This window comes from Sanguibacter sp. Z1732, assembly GCF_051020515.1.
Taxonomy (GTDB): Bacteria; Actinomycetota; Actinomycetes; order Actinomycetales; family Beutenbergiaceae; genus CALKWS01.
The window spans coordinates 1,783,430-1,798,890 of the sequence record NZ_CP194857.1 but is presented as its reverse complement, the minus strand read 5'-3'; the positions used below and the strand labels follow the sequence as shown (position 1 = coordinate 1,798,890).

Below are 15,461 nucleotides of genomic sequence, written 5' to 3'. Positions count from 1 at the left end.
GTGCCACCGGTGGGGACTCAGCCCGGCGGACCGGGCGGTCCGCCGTCGGCCTCTCCTGCGGCAGCCACGCCGGGTCGGACGGATGATCGGTCACGGTCGCCGGAATCGCGTGGACGCAACCGGCCGGCCCCGGAACGGGTGCGACGACCGGCAAGGGCCAACGCGACACTGATCGCCCCCAGCCCGACCAACTCCCACGAGGTGGGCCGTTGACCCAGCACCAGCAGCGCGATCACGGTCGCCGAAGCGGGCAACAGGGCGTTCAGCAGCGCGAAGGTCGCCATCCGCAGCCGTTTCAGGGTGACCTGGTCCAGCATGTAGGGGATCACCGAGGTGAGCACCCCAACGGCGACCACCACCACGAACACGTCCATCGACAGCGCCGGCCCCGCCCACGGCGCAGCGATCGGGGCGAACAGTACCGAGGCCACGGCGGTGCCCACCGCCAGGGAGGAGATGCCGTCCCGTTCGGTCACGATCCGGCCACCCAGCAGCATGTACACCGCCCACGCGGAGCCTGCCGCCAGCGCACAGACGATCCCGAGCAGGAGGTACCAGCCCGATTCGGCACCGGCCCAGTCCAGCCCGAGCACCGAGATCGCTACCACGCCGAACGCGGCCAGCACGATCGCCACCCGCTGCCGCAGCGTGCGCCCGCCCCAGGCGGCCACGGCGACCGGCCCGGCGAACTCGATCGCCACGGCCGCACCGAGCGGCAGGTACTCGATGGAGATGTAGAACAGCATGTTCATCGCCATCAGCACCACGCCGAAGACCGCGCTCTGGGCGAACGTGCGGCGGGTCCAGTGCTGGCGCCGCCAGGGTTGCACCAGCACCAGCAGGATCAGTGCGCACACCACCGAACGAAGCCACGCCACCGTGTGCGCGGGCATCAGCGGGTACAGTCCGACGGCGATCGCCGCGCCCAGGTACTGGGAGGCACCGGCGATCAGGAACAGCAGCGGCGCCGGGACCCGGTCCAGAGGGTTCCTCATGCCCATTCCACCTCGGTAGCCAGGACCCGGTGATCGGAGACGGCCAGCCGGTGCGATGCGGTGTTCGCGGTGGTCCCGCCCCGGACCAGGATGTGATCGATCTGTCGGAGCGGGGTGCCGGCGGGGAAGGTCAGCGCCTCGGGCAGGTGCCAGTCCGGGGCGATCTTGCGCACCGTGCGGGTGGGCAGGTTGAAGTCTCCGGCCACGATCGCGCGCCGGGCCAGCCCGTCCACGCCGGTGAGCAGGGTCTGCAACTGTCGCCAGGCCACCGGCGGCAACAGGGACAGGTGGGTACATGCCACCGCGAAAGGGCCGTCTGGGCCCTGCAGCACCGCGGCCAGCCCCACCCGGGGTTCGTGCACCCACCAGCCCGGCCGCAGTCCCTTCAGGGTGGGCAGGCGCTGCACCCCCTGGGGCAGCCGCGTGGCGAACCAGGCGGTGATCGGGAACCGGCTGGCCAACGCCACCCCGTATGCCGGGCCGGGATACTCTCCGATCGGATCGGCCATCCAGCGCAGCCCGCGCACGTTTCCGGCCAGCGCGGCTGCATACCGGTGGTGCGGCAGACCGAGGGCCTCGGCGATGACCGCCACCTGGTCGATTCGGTTGCTGCGGTTCTGGTACCTGTCCACCTCCTGCAGCACCACCACGTCCGTCTGGATCCCGGTGAAGGCGGCCGCCAGTTCGGGGCCGGTGGTGGGCACACCACCGGCCGATAGGCCCGACTGAATGTTCGCAGACAGCACGCGCAGGGGGGTCATCAGGTGGCCTTCATCAGTCGGTGGCCTCCGGGGCGAATCTCATTGCGACCGAGTTCATGCAATACCGGTCACCGGTCGGAGTCTGGGGGGCGTCGTCGAACAGGTGCCCAAGGTGGGAGCCGCACGAGGCGCAGCGCACCTCGGTGCGGACCATGCCCAGGGACCGGTCCTCGAGCAGTTCCACCGCGTCACCGGCGCTCGGTTGGTAGAAACTGGGCCAGCCGCAGTGGGCGTCGAACTTGGTCTCGGAGCGGAACAGCTCCGCCCCGCAGGCCCGGCAGGAGTAGATCCCCACCCGGTCCTCATACAGCAGTTCCCCGGTGCCGGGCCGTTCGGTGCCGGCCTGCCGGAGCACCTGGTACTCGGCGGGGTCGAGTTCGGCCCGCCACTGCTCCTCGGTCTTGGACACCTCGTAGTCGTTCTTCACCTCACGCATGCCTCTATCCTCGCCCATGATGGCGCAGGTGTCCCAGCGGACTGTCACGGCGTCCCAGCACATCGGCATCGCCGGGCCGGGCGCCCGCTATTCGTAGCCGCTGCCAAGCAGACGACGACGCAACTCCCGCCCGGCGAGTTCGGTGCGCGAGGTGGTGCCCGAGGCCGCCAGCAGCGCCGAGACGTGCACCGCGACCGTGCGCTGGGAGCAGCCCAGTCGCCCAGCGATGTCCCGGTTGCTCCAGCCCTCGACGAGGAGGTCGAGCACCCGGCGTTGGGCGGGGGTGCCCGGCACCGAGGGAGTCACCTGCTCCACCGCTGCTTCGACTCGCTGCAGTACTCGTCCGGGCCAGTGCCGCACGATGGTGCGGGCCTGTGCGAGATCCTGGGCGGCAGCGGTGTGCAGCCCGGTCCGGCCGCGTTCGGCAGCACGCACCAACAGGATCCGCGCCCGTTCCGGGGCCCGTTGCCGGGTGATGTCCGCGGCCTCGAACAGGTCGGGGTCGACCGGCCTGCCCTCCCGGTGGCGAAGTTGCACCTCGGCTGCCGCATGTAGCGCCGGATGCTCCAGCCCACCGGGCAGGGTCCGGTCCAGGAACGTCCGCACCTTCGCTGCCGGAAGACCGTCCTCCAGGGCCACCTGGGCGGCCAGCCACGCGCGGTTCGGCCGGGTGGCGTGCCCGGCGCGGGTAGTGCACCGGGTGTAGGCGCGCAGGGCGGCCTCCACTGAGCCCGCCCCCGCGGCCGCGGCGATCACCCCACCCAGGTAGGCGTACACGCGCACCCATGGCAGGTCCACCCCCACGCTGGCCGTGAGGGCCTGCTGGCCGTAGTGCCGAGCGTGGTCCTCCCAACCACGCTCCCAGGCCAGTTGGGCCGCCTTGGTCAGCAGCGCCACCTGTTCGTTGCGGTGTTTGTCCCGGTCGATGTCGCTGAGGGCGTGGTCCCAGGCGCGCGCCCACTGCCCGGTGTGGAAGCCCAGATCCACTGCCTGGCGCACGACCGTTCCGGGGTCGCGCAACTGCTCGCTGAGCACGCGGGCGCGGGACACCCAGATCCAGGCCTGCGCCTCCCCGTGCCCACTGCCCAGGGCCGCCTCGATACCGGCCAGCCGCAGCACCAGTGCTCCGGTGATGGCGCGGATGCGCGCTCCCACCAGCGCCGGATCACCGCTGGTGGCCACGGCGTCGAGGTCGGCCACGGCCTCGGCGATGGCCTCCTCGTTCCGGCGCCCGGCGGAGATCGCCCCGCCGCGGGCAAGGGCGTGGCTGACCCGCGCATCGGCCACCGCTGCACGTACCGCGTCGTCCCGCGCGGTCGGTCCTGCCTCGCCGAGCGGGCGGTCCCGTTCCGCCGGGCTCGGCTGCCCGGCCGCTCCGGGCTGCCCGGCCGACTCGGCCGCCAGCGCCAGGCACTGCGATGCGGCAGCGAGTGCCTCGGTAGCGCGTTCGGCGCGCACGCACGCCACCGACCGCTCGGCCAGCACCAGGATCTGGAGGCGGCGGTCGGCTCCGGCCAGTTCCTCGGCCTGCGCCAGTGCCGCCCAGGTCCCGGCAGCATCACCCAGGAGCCACCTGGCCCGGGCGTCCTGGAGCAACCGTGCGCACCGGGAATCGACCGACGTCATCTACGCATTATTGACTAGGTTCACATCACAGCGTCGGACCATCCTGGATGGCGTGAACGAGTGGGCACTGGACCTGCAGTCGCTACGACGCACCTTCCGTCGCCGCGGCCAGGTAGAACGCATCGCCCTGGACAACGTGGACCTACGCCTGCCCGCCCGCGCCTCGAGCGGGCTGGTGCACGGGCTGCTGGGTCCCAACGGAGCGGGCAAGACCACGATCTGCAAGATCGTCGCCACGGTGCTGCTGCCGACCTCCGGCCGCGCCCGCGTGCTCGGTCACGATGTGGTCACCGAGGCTGCCGCCGTGCGTCGCCTGATCGGGATCGTCTTCGGAGGTGAGCGGGGCCTGTACGACCGGCTCAGCGCGATGGAGAACCTGCAGTTCTGGTGCGCCATGCACGGCCTGGGTGCCCGGGCCGGGCGGCGGCGCTCGACCGAACTGCTGGAGCGGCTCGGCCTCGGCGAACGGGCGACGGAGAAGGTGGAGACCTTCAGCCGGGGAATGAAGCAGCGCCTGCACCTGGCCCGCGGCCTGGTCGCCGAACCGAGGGTGCTGTTGCTGGACGAGCCGACCGTCGGCATGGACCCGGTCTCCGCCCGCGACTTCCGAACCCTGGTCACCGAACTGCGGGGCGAGGGCCGCACGGTGCTGCTCACCACCCACGACATGGCCGAGGCCCAGGCTCTGTGCGACTCGGTCACGTTCATCGATCAGGGCCGGGTCCTGGGCACCGGCCCACCGGCGCAGGTCCGGGCCATGGTGGCCGGCTCCCAGCAGATCACGGTGGACGACGTCGACCCCGCTTCTGCGGAAGCGCTCACCGGCGCACTGGGTACCCTGCCCGACGCGGCCGAGCGGATCCACGCCGTGCACGACGCGCGCTCGGGCGTGCTGCAGATCACCGTCAGCGGCGGCGCCGAGGCCGTCTCGACCGCCCTGCGTACCGTGCTGGCCGCCGGACACACCCAGATCACCTCCGCTCCGCCGTCGCTGGAGGATGTCTACCTGGATCTGCTCGGGACCGATGCCGCCGGGCAGCGCCGCGGGATGGACGTGTGATCGGCCCGGCCCGGGCGGGTTTCGCCCACCAGGTGCGCATGATGCGGGGCACCCCGGACTGGTTCCTGGCGCTGTTCACCGCACCGCTGCTCACCGCGGTCTTCGTCTCGATCTTCACCCACGCCGGGCGAGGTGACCTGAGCAGTTACGGCGTGCTGGCTCCGGCGCTGATGGCGTTGTGGGCGATGTCGTTGCAGACCGCCGGGGAGTTGATCTCCCGGGAACGGGAGAACGGCTCCCTGGAGGCGTTGCTTGCCGCACCGGCCCCGTTCGCCGCGGTGCTGTTCGGCCGGATCAGCGCGGTCACGAGCATCTCCATGGTGGCCTTCGCCGAGTCCTGGCTGGTGGGCTGGGCACTGACCGGGGACCCGGTGAGGATCATCCATCCGGGCCTGTTCGTGATCACCGTCGCGCTGACCGTGGTGGCGATGACCGGGTGGGCCGGGGTGATGGCGTGCGTGTTCGTGCTGGCCCGCTCGGCGCGCACGTTCCAGAACTCGCTGAGTTACCCGTTCTTCGTGCTCGGTGGGGTGATCGTGCCGGTGGCGCTGCTCCCGGACTGGCTGACGTGGCCGGCCCGGCGGTGTTCCTGTCCTGGTCAGCGGACCTGCTGCGCGATTCCCTCGCCACCGGTCCGGTCGACGCCGCGGCCCTGCGGCTGCTGATCGTGGCCCTGCTCGGAGCGGTCGGGTTCGTGCTCAGCCACGTGCTGCTCGACCGGACGCTGCGCCGGGTGCGGATGACGGGGAGGCTGGCTCATGCCTGAGCGCGTGCTACCCGGCCACCGGGTCCCCGGGCCGTGGGCGATCGTCCGGGCCGCCACCCGCACCGCATTCGCCGACATGCGCGCCACCTACACGCCGCTGACCTGGAGCGTCGGCTGGCTCGGCCGGATCCTGATGCAGGTGACGTTCTTCGCCCTGATCGGGCTGCTGCTCGATGACCCCGGGGCGGTGCTCTACCTGTTCATCGGCCAGGCAGTGATGGCGTGTGTGGTGGAGGTGTTCATGTCGGTGCCCTCCACCACCTGGGAACGGTTCGCCGGGACCATGGGGTTGCTGGTGGCCGCACCAGGGCCGCTGTGGCCGGTGTTCGTGGGCCGTTCGGTGCAGTGGCTGCCCAGCGGGATCGCCACCGCCGGTATTGCGCTTTTCGCCCTCGGGCCACTGTTCGGGGTGGGCTGGAGCCTGGCCGGTGCCCTGGGAGCCTTCGCGATGCTGGTGCTCACCGCGACCACGATGTACGCGGTGGCGCTGTTCGTGGCTGCGCTGGTGCTGCGCGGGCCCCGGTGGCGCAACGTGGCCAGCAACGTCAGCCACACCCTGGTCATGCTGATCACCGGCGTGACCGTGCCGACGCTCATCTGGCCGGCGTGGCTTCAGGTCGCCGGGCAGGGCCTGCCGATCACCCACGGGCTGGGCGCGATCCGTGATCTGCAGGCCGGCACCGCCGACGCCGGTTCGCTCGCGGTGGCCGCCGGCGCCGCACTGGGCGCTGGCCTGGTGTGGTTCGCGCTCGCGGCCGTGGCGTTCACCGCCTTCGCCGGGTCCGGCCGGCGCGACGGCAGCATCGATCTGCAGGAGTGATCAGGCCGGCGTCACCAGCCGCGACCGACGCGGTGCGGTGGCCCGGACCGCGGAACGCGGACCCGGTGATCCTGGCGGTCAGCGCTCGCGTTCCTCGTCGGGCAACTCCGGGTCGGCTCCCGGGCCCCCACTATGGGTCGGTTGCTGCTCGTCCTGGGGTGTGTCCCCATGCTGGGAGCCGGGCACGTTGTCCTGGTCCGCCTCTGGCTTCGGGCGGGAGGTCCCCTCCGATGTCATCACAGTCCTCCTCATTCGGGTGGCGCCATCTCAGGCTAGGTGGCCCGACCCGCCGCCGCGACTCGGGCCCGGAGAGTCCCTACCGGGCCAGACCGCAGCACTGTCGGTGGGCACCTGCGCCCGGTCGGACATCCCGTAGTCACGGCTGACCCCGGCGACGCGCAGCCGATAGTGGGCGAACACCTCGGTGATCCCGGCCCGTTGCGCGTCCCGGTGTGCGGCGTTCGTGCGCCACGTGCGCACCGCGTCCTCATCGCGCCAGAACGACAGCGACAGCACTTTGCCCGGGTCGGTCAGGCTCTCGAATCGTTCGATGGAGATGAACCCGTCCACGTCCTCCAGCTCGGCGCGCAACTGCCCCGCCAGGTCGAAGTACCGCTCTCGCTGAGCCGGTTCGGGCCATACTTCGAAGATGACCGCGATCATCCCAGAGCTCCCGGGGCGTGCGGACCGGAGACCGGCCGGGTGAAGAGGCGCTCCTCCGACCGGATGAACTGTCGTTGCCTGGCGAACTCGTAGTTGCGCCGTCCCAGCGGATCCTGCGCCAGTCGTTGCCGGTACGTCTCATAGGAGGCCAGGTCGGGGAGGGTGTAGATCCCGTAGGCAGTGGTCAGTGAACCTTCATGGGGAGCGAAATAGCCCAGCAGGTCGGCGCCCGAGCGGGGGATCGCCTCCCCCCAGGTCCGGGCATAGTGCTCGAAGTCCCCCTGCCGGTAGGGATCGATCTCGTAGCGAATGATGCACGTGATGGCCATGTGCCTCTCCTGGGTGGCTCGATGGGTATCGGTCCCTGCCGAGTCAACCCTGCGATGTTTCGGGCTGCGCCGAAGTGGTCATCGGTACCGTAAGAACCGTGACGTCCGAACGGCTGGTCCTCGTCGGCGCGATGCTGGCCGACCGCAGCCGGGTCGCCCTGCTCACCGCCCTGTTCGACGGCCGCGCGTACACGGTGACCGAGCTCGCCCGGCACGTGGGCGTGGCCACCGCCACCGCCAGTGAACATCTGGCCAGGCTGCGCGATGCCGCCCTGGTGACCGTGGAGCCCTCCGGGCGGCACCGTTACTACCGGCTCGCCGGACCCGAGGTCGCCGAGATGCTGGAGTCGCTCGGTGCCGACCCCGCCGCGGCACCACCCCGACCGCATCCCGCCGGCCTGGACCTGGCCCGCAGTTGCTACGACCACCTCGCCGGAGCGGTCGCCGTGGCCGTGTACGAGGACTGCGTCCGCGCCGGCTATCTGACGCAGGAAGAAGGGTCGGCGCTCCGGCTGACCACCATCGGGCGCACGTTCTTCGACGATCTGGGCGTAACGGCTGCCGTTGCCCGTACGGACCGGCCGCTGGCCCGGCGGTGCCTGGACTGGACCGAACGGCGTCCCCATCTGGGCGGACTTCTGGGTGCCGGCCTGCTCGCGTGGCTGTTGGCCCACGGCTGGGTGGTCCGCGGCGACAGACCCCGCACGATCCGGTTGACCAGGGCCGGCCAGCACCATCTGCCGAGCCACTTTCCCGGCGTCTTCAATGGCAGGCCCTGACGTCCGCGTGCCAGCATGAGCCCATGCGCCTGTGGTCACTGCACCCGCGATACCTGGATCGGCAGGGACTGCTGGCGTGCTGGCGGGAGGCCCTGCTGGCCCAAGCCGTGCTGACCGGACGTACCGTCGGCTACCGCGGCCATCCTCAGTTGGACCGGTTCCGGACCACCCCGGACCCTGCCGGCTCGGTCCGGTGCTACCTGCGGCACGTCGCCGACGAGGCCGACGCCCGAGGCTACCGGTTCGACCGCACGCGCATCGACAACGCACCTCCCGCGGAAGCCCCCGTCGCAGTCACCTCGGGGCAGGTGGAGTTCGAACGAGCCCACCTGCGGGCCAAACTCGTGCACCGCAGCCCGGCGACGGTAGCGACCCTGGACGCCGATGACCCACCGGACCCGCATCCGCTGTTCATGGTGGTCCCCGGTCCCGTGGAGCCCTGGGAGCGGGGCTGAACCGGTTCGCCGCTCCGCTCGGGCACCGGGCACAATGGTGCGCGGACCAACCAGGCGGGCCAGCCCCCTGCCACGAAGGAGAACTTGTGCGATGCGCGTCCTGATCACCAACGACGACGGGGTCTCCTCCCCCGGACTGACCGTCCTGGCCAACGTGGCCCATGAAGCGGGGCACGAGGTGATCATCGCCGCGCCGAACCGCCAGTACTCCGGATACAGCGCCGCACTCAGCGCGGAGAACGGCGACAACACCGCCGGCTACCCGTCCGGCCCAGCAGGCCCCAGCACGGCTTGCGGATCTCGACCGCGCGCCCCCCGGGAATCTCCGATGACGTCGAGTCCATCGCCGTGCACGCCAGCCCGGCCGCGATCGCCTACGCCGCCGGGATGGGCGCGTTCGGGCCGCGTCCGGACCTGGTGCTGTCCGGGATCAACCTGGGACCCAACGTCGGTCCCGCGGTGGTGCACTCCGGCACGGTCGGTGCCGCCCTGTCCGCGGCGGCCCAAGGCATCCCGGCCCTGGCTGCCTCCAGCGCCTCGTTCGACCCCGAGCACTGGGACACCGCCTACCCGGTGATCGCCGAGGCCCTGCACTGGTTGAAGACCCACCCCCAGGACGGCCGGGTGCTCAACATCAACATTCCCGACGTTCCCCTGGAGCGGCTCCGCGGCCTGCGCCCGGCCGAACTCGCGACCTTCGGGACGCTGCCGGACACCGTGGACCGATCGGTGCGGCAGATCCTGTTCGCGCACATGGACGATAGCGGCGAGGCGCCCGCGACCTTCCCCGAGGGCACCGACGTGCACGAACTGATGCAGGGCTGGGCCACCTTGTCACTGATCCGGGCGCCCCGTCACGACGTGCACGATGCCGCACTGCCCGCCTTCGACGATCTCTCGTTCGCTCGGGGCCGCGCGGGGGTGGCGCGATGACGTGGTTGGTCACCGGGGGCGCCGGGTATATCGGTGCGCACGTCGTGCGAGCTTTCGCCGGGCAGGGCATCGGCACCGTCGTGATCGATGACCTCTCCAGCGGGCACGCCGCGTTCGTGCCGGAGGGAGTCCCGTTCGTCCGCGCCTCGATCCTGGACACCGAGGCGGTCCGCAGTGCCCTGGTGGAGCACCGGATCTCCGGGGTGGTGCACGTGGCCGCGTTCAAGTACGCCGGCGTCTCGGTGCAACGGCCGCTGCACACCTATGCCCAGAACGTGACCGGCACGATCTCGGTGCTGGAGGCGATGGCGCAGGCTCAGGTCAACTCGATCGTGTTCTCCTCCTCCGCCGCGGTCTACGGGACCCCGGAGGCCGAGCAGGTCACCGAGTCCACGCCCACAGCGCCGGAGTCGCCCTATGGGGAGTCCAAACTGATCGGCGAGTGGCTACTTGCCGACCAGGCCAGGGCCGTGGGGCTGAGGCACACGTCGCTGCGGTACTTCAATGTGGTGGGCTCCGGATATCCCGACCTTCCCGACACCTCCCCGCACAACCTGTTCCCGCTGGTCCTGGACGCCCTGGCCGCCGGCCGCACCCCGCAGATCAACGGCACCGACTACCCGACTCCGGATGGCACCTGCGTGCGGGACTACATCCACGTCGCGGACCTGGCCGCGGCCCACGTGGAGGCGGCAAAGGCGTTGGCGCAGGGGACCGCCCTGGAGCCGGTGTACAACCTGGGCAGCGGCACCGGCGTGTCGGTCCGGGAGATCATGGACGCGATGGCCGCCGGCACCGGGATCGACTTCGACCCCATCGAAGCGGAGCGCCGCCCGGGCGACCCGGCCCGGATCGTGGCCGATGGTGAACTGGCTGCCCGCGACCTGGGCTGGACGATGCGCCACAGCCTGGAGCAGATGGTCACCAGCGCCTGGCGGGCCCGCCAGCACCAGCCGTGACCCTACCCCGCTATCAGCCCCAGCCGAGGTCGTGCAGGCGCTCATCGTCGATGCCGAAGTGATGTGCGATCTCGTGCACCACCGTGATCGCAACCTCCTCGACCACCTCCGCCTCGTTGTCGCACAGGCGCAGCGTGGGGTTACGAAAGATCGTGATCCGGTCCGGTAGCGAACCGGCCGCCCACCACTCGCCGCGCTCGGTCAGCGGGACGCCCTCGTACAGCCCGAGCAGATCGGGTTCGCCGGCATCGGCCGGGGGTTCGTCCTCGACCAGCACCACCACGTTGTCCATCAGGTCGGCCAACTCGTCCGGGATCAGATCCAGCCCGTCGGCCACCGCATCCTCGAACTGCTCCAACGACATCTCGATCACGGCGCTGTGCACCCGCTCGCGCCGGTGGCAGCCTCCGTCGCAGCAGGTCCGCGGCTGGGACCGTTCGGCACCCCGGTCACAGGCCCCCGGCCACCGCGGCACCGGCGCGCAGCCAGGCGCGCTGGGTCTCCGCCCCCAGCGATTCGAACCGCAGCACCGATTCCACCATCGCCCGGTCATAGGGAATGGTGACCACCTCGCGCACCCAGCCGGCGAACCCGTCGGCGATCTGCTGCACCGAGGGATTCACGTCCTTCTCCCGGGCCTGGGAGACCACCACCACGGCGCCGTGGGCCAACCGGGCGCTGTGCTCATCACGCTGGCCCAGGGCCTCCAGCAACAGCGCACCTGCCTCGGCGTGCTCGGGCTTGGCGATCGTGGCCACGACCAACTGGTCGGCCTTGTCGATCATCCGCAACCAGTGATCGGCGGACTCATCGTTGCCGGAGTCGATGAAGATGAGCCGGTAGTAGCGCCCGGCCACGTCATGCACCAGATCCACGTCCTCCCCGGTGATGCGCTGCTCGGCGGAGAGCACATTCGGGTTGGACCGCAGTACGTCGTACTTGTCCGCGGCCTGGTGATGCACGAAGTGGGAGATGTCCCCGGCCTTGGCCGCCGGATCCAGCAGCGCGTGACCCCGGGGCAACAACTCCTGCACGGTGGCCTCGTGCTTGCCCTGCTCGGTGCGCCAGCCCAGCGTCCCACGCGTCTCGTTGTTGTCCCACGCCAGGGTCGCCGCACCGGAGTTGCGCGCGAAGACCGCCGCCAGCAGCGCCGTCGTCGGGGTCTTGTTCGCCCCACCCTTACCGTTGACCACCGCGATCGTGCGCACCCCGGGCCAGTGCTGGGAGACGGCGTTGACGTCGGCCCGCTCGGCCCGCTCGGCAGCGCTGGGACTGGTCCGGATACCGACCTTGGTCAGGGCACCGCGCACCCCCTGCGTCGCCGGGGCCTCGGCCTGCTCGGTGCGCAGGAACGACTCCCGCAGTTCCCGGCGCCGGGGGGAGGACTGGGCGTCGTCGCCGGATTGTGCGCTGCCGGTGTGGCGCATGGGGGACTCACGGTCCTGCACCGTCGAGCCCCCGGCGCTCCCGGGCACCTGCGCCGGCGGAGCGTAGGCTCCACCGGCGGGGGCGGGGACGGCCGGGACCTCCGGCAGTACCTCGGTCTCCTGTGCCCGAGCGGTGCTGCCCAACACATCGCGCAACCCGCCCACCTGTTCCGGCGCCGCCGGCGCCGCGGGTGCTCCGGGCTGGTCCCGGAAGGCGTGCGATACCGAGCCGGGCGAGAACGCGGGACGCACGGAACGACGTTCGGGGGCGGCTGGGGGCGCGAACGCCTCCGGTCCCGGCTCGACGCCGAGGCCCAGGTCGGGCCGGGCAGCCGGGTCCGCCGCAGTGGGCGCGGCCAGAATCGCCGGGTCCGCCGTCTCGGGATCCAGGGTGCCGGATCCGACGGCGGAGGCGGTGGCCGGCGAGGCCTCCTCGGCAGAGCCTGCCGTCGGGGCCGTGCTGTGGTCCTCGGCTACGGTGCTCATCGTTCCCCCTGCCGCCGGCGCCTCATCGATCACCTCCCCATCCGGGGTGACCACCAGCCGCCACCCCGTACCGTCCGGGTCCGTCAGGGTGACCTGTACCGGCCCACCGACGATCTGTGCCGCCAGGCCGGTGATGTAGTGCAGGGCCTCCGCCCGGGTATCGGTGAGGTCCCGGCCGCTCAGTTCGTAGGTGCCGCCGTTGAACACCACCACCGCGGTGCGCTCGGAACGCACCTGCGCCAAGACCTCGGGAAGCACGCTGTGCTCTCCGATCCCCATCGCTTACTCCTCAGTAGATCGGGTCACGTGCGGATTCCCCAGCACTCTATCGACAACCAGCAGCCGCACGCGCTTCGAAGCCGGCCGAACGACCCGTGACAGTTCGCAACCGCCCGGTTCCGGCACCGTCACCAGGGTGCGCAAGACCACACCGGGCCGTTTTGCCCTGCGGCAGTTGGGTACCGTATGCTTTCGGAGGTCTTGGGGCGCCGAAGTGCGTCACGGGCGTCCAGTAGGAACAGACCGGGCCCCCATCGTCTAGCGGCCTAGGACCCCGCCCTTTCACGGCGGTAGCACGGGTTCGAATCCCGTTGGGGGTGCGAATCGCAACAGGAGAATGTCCAGTACCATCAGTATCTGCAAGGCCCCGTAGCTCAGTTGGTTAGAGCGCCGCCCTGTCACGGCGGAGGCCGCCGGTTCAAGTCCGGTCGGGGTCGCGAGACAACAGGCCCGGCTCACCCGCACCATGGTGGCCGGGCGTTCGTCTCGGGGCTCTGTAGCTCAGTTGGTAGAGCGTTCGACTGAAAATCGAAAGGTCACCGGATCGACGCCGGTCGGAGCCACCTCGCGAGAACTGCGGCTTCACCCTCCGGGGTGGAGCCGCAGTCGCGTTCCGGGCCCGACTCGCCAGGTCGCGGCCTTCAGTAGCCCGCCCCGGCCGGTGCTGTGTCGTGTCGTGATCGACGCCCAGGACCACCGGCGTGGAACGATAGCCAATGCCCATCCGGTCGATGCCGGCGTCGATCAGCCGCAGGAAGTGTGCGCGATCCCGGATCGAGCCCGAGCCCTTCACCTTGCAGCGCCCCGCGGCTGCGTCGAGCATGATCGCGATCATGTCCTCGGAGGCTCCGGTCTGCTCGTGCTGTGTCGTGCCGGTGAAGAATCCGGTGGAGGTCTTGATGAAGTCGGCACCGGCGGCGATCGCCGCCTCGGCGCCCGCGCGCACCTCGTCCACGGTGAGCGCGTCGGTCTCCAGGATGACCTTCACCTCCGCACCGGCCTCATGACACACCTCGGCGACGGTTCGCAGATCCTGCTCCACCCGATCAGCACGGCCGCTGCGTAGCCAGCCGTAGTTCGCGACGATGTCGACTTCCGCCACCCCCGCAGTGAGGACGTCCCTGGTCTGCGCGAGCCGTGACGGCGTGCTGGACAGACCGAACGGAAAGTCGACGACGACGCACAGTCCGGTGCTCGTCCCCTCGCACAGGGGCGCGGCGATCTCGATGGCGGTGGGGTTGATACACACCGTCCGGCAGCCGTAGCGGACGCCGTTGCCTACCTCACGACCCACGTCCTCCACCGTGAACTCGGGCTTGAGGACCGAGTGGTCGATGTAGGCCGCCAACTCAGCGACGGACATCTGCTCAGCGGATTTATCGGGACTCATCGGGTCTCCTGGGTCTCAGATTGACGCCAACGCTGCGCTGGCCTGCCCCGGATGCACGGAGCAACGGGTGGTTGTCTATACTTCCTAGTATCCTCAGTCTGGTCAAGTGAGACGGCGACCTTCCACTTCGCCTGCCCGGACGGAGCCCGCCGGGTCCTGTCATCGACACCGACGCCGGAGCCAGCCTCTGGGGGACATCACGGTGTCGCGGTGACCTTGGCCAGCCCGAAGGCGGTGTCAGGATCCTGCCCGAACGCCACGGCCATCCGTTCGGCCAGCATCTGGGCCCGGACCAGGCCGCGCGAGCAGGCCGGGGAGTTCATCCTGCGGCAACTGGATCGTGCCTCCGGGGGCGACGAGCGCGGTCTCGGCACCACGCGCCTCGGCCCGGCTCAGCACGTCGGCCACGGTGCGTCGAGCGGCGGTGCCGACGGCGAAGCCGACCACGCTTCGTCCTGAGGTCGCGATGGCAACGGGCCCGTGTGCCAGTTCTGGGGCGCTGGCCGCATAGATGGGTAACCCCGAGGTCTCCATCACCTTGTGTGCCCATTCCGCCGCCAGCCCGCCCGTGACGCCTCTCCCGGTCCCGGCGACCGGCGGCGCCGAAGCAAGCCGTTCAACCGCCCGGTCGACCGGCACGGTATCGGCGAGCGCATCGGCGACCGCATCGACCAACGGCTCGACCACCACCTGCCTCTTGGCGCCGTTGGGACCCCCGCGCTGCGAGGCGGCCTCGATCCCTAGCAGCCACAGCAGCGCCACCTGGGCGAGCACCGTCTTGGTCGCCGGGATCGCGCGTTCGGCACCGACTCCAAGTTCCAACACATACGAAGCCTCCGACGCCAGCGCGCCGCGCTCGTTGACCAGGGCGACCACACGGCACCCGGCGGAGCGCAGCCGGCGCGCCGCATCGACCACATCCGGTGTCCGACCCGATTGACTGATCACGATCACCGTTGCCCCCGGCGCCGGCAGCGCGGCGGGCTCGGACAACACGGCGTCAACGCGTAGCGCCGGCACCGGAGCGCCCACCGCGCGGGCCAGCCATGGTGCCACCATGCTCGCCGCGTGAGCCGACGAGCCGCGCGCGAGGGTCCACAGGCCGGGCCCCGGGATCCCGAGGACCTGCCCCGCCAGCGCCTGGGCTACCTCGACGCGTCGATCGTCCAACCCGCGCAACCATCCGGGCTGATCGGCCATATCCGCGCGCATTCGTACCCCGGTGCGAGAATCCATCGACTCCCTCCTTCTGAACGTGTGAAGTCTGGTCTGACGCTACAGTCTTGTCTATACTTTT

17 protein-coding genes, 3 tRNA genes and 2 pseudogenes are annotated in these 15,461 nt (G+C 70.7%); 11 read left to right on the top strand and 11 right to left on the bottom strand.

Going from position 1 to position 15,461, the window contains the following annotated elements:
- Window positions 1-17: 17 nt before the first annotated feature.
- The 4 genes from ACRRRO_RS09585 to ACRRRO_RS09570 form a co-directional block, all read right to left on the bottom strand.
- Window positions 18-995: an EamA family transporter gene (locus tag ACRRRO_RS09585; RefSeq protein ID WP_424795294.1), complete on the bottom strand. Its 978-nt coding sequence runs from the start codon at window positions 993-995 to the stop codon at window positions 18-20.
- Complete coding sequence (locus tag ACRRRO_RS09580) at window positions 992-1,756, bottom strand: endonuclease/exonuclease/phosphatase family protein (RefSeq protein WP_424786847.1); 765 nt, start codon at window positions 1,754-1,756, stop codon at window positions 992-994. The genes ACRRRO_RS09585 and ACRRRO_RS09580 overlap by 4 nt, the downstream gene beginning before the upstream one ends.
- Before the next feature lie 13 nt (window positions 1,757-1,769).
- Window positions 1,770-2,192 carry a peptide-methionine (R)-S-oxide reductase MsrB gene (gene msrB, locus ACRRRO_RS09575; RefSeq protein WP_424786848.1) on the bottom strand — a complete coding sequence of 141 codons (423 nt, stop codon included), beginning with the start codon at window positions 2,190-2,192 and terminating at the stop codon, window positions 1,770-1,772.
- 87 nt (window positions 2,193-2,279) lie between these two features.
- The gene (locus ACRRRO_RS09570; RefSeq protein ID WP_424795295.1) at window positions 2,280-3,818 is read right to left on the bottom strand and encodes a LuxR C-terminal-related transcriptional regulator; all 1,539 of its coding nucleotides are present in this window, start codon (window positions 3,816-3,818) and stop codon (window positions 2,280-2,282) included.
- Window positions 3,819-3,870: 52 nt separating this feature from the next.
- Here ACRRRO_RS09570 and ACRRRO_RS09565 point away from each other — a divergent pair, with 52 nt between their 5' ends.
- The 3 genes from ACRRRO_RS09565 (at window position 3,871) to ACRRRO_RS09555 (ending at window position 6,464) form a co-directional block, all read left to right on the top strand.
- Window positions 3,871-4,878, top strand: a complete 1,008-nt coding sequence (locus tag ACRRRO_RS09565) for an ABC transporter ATP-binding protein (protein WP_424795296.1) — start codon at window positions 3,871-3,873, stop codon at window positions 4,876-4,878.
- Window positions 4,875-5,543: an ABC transporter permease gene (locus tag ACRRRO_RS09560; protein ID WP_434081444.1), complete on the top strand. Its 669-nt coding sequence runs from the start codon at window positions 4,875-4,877 to the stop codon at window positions 5,541-5,543. Before ACRRRO_RS09565 ends, ACRRRO_RS09560 begins: the two co-directional genes overlap by 4 nt.
- A gap of 93 nt (window positions 5,544-5,636) precedes the next feature.
- Window positions 5,637-6,464 carry an ABC transporter permease gene (locus tag ACRRRO_RS09555; RefSeq protein ID WP_424786852.1) on the top strand — a complete coding sequence of 276 codons (828 nt, stop codon included), beginning with the start codon at window positions 5,637-5,639 and terminating at the stop codon, window positions 6,462-6,464.
- A 78-nt stretch (window positions 6,465-6,542) separates the two neighbouring features.
- Here ACRRRO_RS09555 and ACRRRO_RS09550 read toward each other — a convergent pair whose 3' ends face one another.
- From ACRRRO_RS09550 to ACRRRO_RS09540, 3 genes are read right to left on the bottom strand one after another with little or no spacing between them, the layout of a single operon-like run.
- Complete coding sequence (locus tag ACRRRO_RS09550; RefSeq protein WP_424786853.1) at window positions 6,543-6,701, bottom strand: hypothetical protein; 159 nt, start codon at window positions 6,699-6,701, stop codon at window positions 6,543-6,545.
- A gap of 30 nt (window positions 6,702-6,731) precedes the next feature.
- Complete coding sequence (locus ACRRRO_RS09545; RefSeq protein ID WP_424786854.1) at window positions 6,732-7,127, bottom strand: antibiotic biosynthesis monooxygenase family protein; 396 nt, start codon at window positions 7,125-7,127, stop codon at window positions 6,732-6,734.
- On the bottom strand, window positions 7,124-7,456 hold the full coding sequence (locus tag ACRRRO_RS09540) for an NIPSNAP family protein (protein ID WP_424795298.1): 333 nt from the start codon (window positions 7,454-7,456) through the stop codon (window positions 7,124-7,126). The genes ACRRRO_RS09545 and ACRRRO_RS09540 overlap by 4 nt, the downstream gene beginning before the upstream one ends.
- Window positions 7,457-7,554: 98 nt before the next feature.
- Here ACRRRO_RS09540 and ACRRRO_RS09535 point away from each other — a divergent pair, with 98 nt between their 5' ends.
- From ACRRRO_RS09535 to galE, 5 genes and pseudogenes are all read left to right on the top strand, one after another.
- Entirely contained in the window at window positions 7,555-8,235 is a 681-nt protein-coding gene (locus tag ACRRRO_RS09535; protein ID WP_424786856.1) for an ArsR/SmtB family transcription factor, read from the top strand.
- A gap of 23 nt (window positions 8,236-8,258) precedes the next feature.
- A complete protein-coding gene (locus ACRRRO_RS09530) occupies window positions 8,259-8,690 on the top strand; it encodes a pyrimidine dimer DNA glycosylase/endonuclease V (protein ID WP_424786857.1) in 432 nt (143 codons plus the stop codon).
- Window positions 8,620-8,868 (top strand): annotated as a pseudogene (locus tag ACRRRO_RS09525) (hypothetical protein); the annotation flags it as partial. The gene ACRRRO_RS09530 and the pseudogene ACRRRO_RS09525, both read left to right, overlap by 71 nt.
- 113 nt (window positions 8,869-8,981) lie before the next feature.
- Window positions 8,982-9,623: a 5'/3'-nucleotidase SurE gene (gene surE / locus ACRRRO_RS09520; RefSeq protein WP_434081443.1), complete on the top strand. Its 642-nt coding sequence runs from the start codon at window positions 8,982-8,984 to the stop codon at window positions 9,621-9,623.
- On the top strand, window positions 9,620-10,582 hold the full coding sequence (gene galE, locus ACRRRO_RS09515) for a UDP-glucose 4-epimerase GalE (protein WP_424786859.1): 963 nt from the start codon (window positions 9,620-9,622) through the stop codon (window positions 10,580-10,582). Before surE ends, galE begins: the two co-directional genes overlap by 4 nt.
- A 13-nt stretch (window positions 10,583-10,595) precedes the next feature.
- Here galE and ACRRRO_RS09510 read toward each other — a convergent pair whose 3' ends face one another.
- Window positions 10,596-10,946 (bottom strand): metallopeptidase family protein, encoded by a 351-nt coding sequence (locus tag ACRRRO_RS09510; RefSeq protein WP_424786998.1) that lies wholly within the window; start codon window positions 10,944-10,946, stop codon window positions 10,596-10,598.
- Window positions 10,947-11,031: 85 nt separating this feature from the next.
- Window positions 11,032-12,774, bottom strand: a complete 1,743-nt coding sequence (locus tag ACRRRO_RS09505; RefSeq protein ID WP_424795299.1) for an AAA family ATPase — start codon at window positions 12,772-12,774, stop codon at window positions 11,032-11,034.
- A 247-nt stretch (window positions 12,775-13,021) separates the two neighbouring features.
- On the opposite strand from ACRRRO_RS09505, the gene ACRRRO_RS09500 reads away from it, so the two are divergent.
- The 3 genes from ACRRRO_RS09500 to ACRRRO_RS09490 all read left to right on the top strand — a co-directional run bounded on the left by ACRRRO_RS09500 (window position 13,022) and on the right by ACRRRO_RS09490 (window position 13,337).
- A tRNA-Glu gene (locus ACRRRO_RS09500) sits at window positions 13,022-13,094 on the top strand.
- Between the two features lie 43 nt (window positions 13,095-13,137).
- Window positions 13,138-13,211, top strand: a tRNA-Asp gene (locus ACRRRO_RS09495).
- 53 nt (window positions 13,212-13,264) lie between these two features.
- Window positions 13,265-13,337, top strand: a tRNA-Phe gene (locus tag ACRRRO_RS09490).
- A 215-nt stretch (window positions 13,338-13,552) separates the two neighbouring features.
- Here the strand turns inward: ACRRRO_RS09490 and deoC are convergent.
- Both deoC and ACRRRO_RS09480 read right to left on the bottom strand, forming a co-directional pair.
- Window positions 13,553-14,137 (bottom strand): annotated as a pseudogene (deoC, locus tag ACRRRO_RS09485) (deoxyribose-phosphate aldolase); the annotation flags it as partial.
- A gap of 264 nt (window positions 14,138-14,401) precedes the next feature.
- The gene (locus tag ACRRRO_RS09480; protein WP_434081442.1) at window positions 14,402-15,400 is read right to left on the bottom strand and encodes an SIS domain-containing protein; all 999 of its coding nucleotides are present in this window, start codon (window positions 15,398-15,400) and stop codon (window positions 14,402-14,404) included.
- Window positions 15,401-15,461 lie beyond the last annotated feature (61 nt).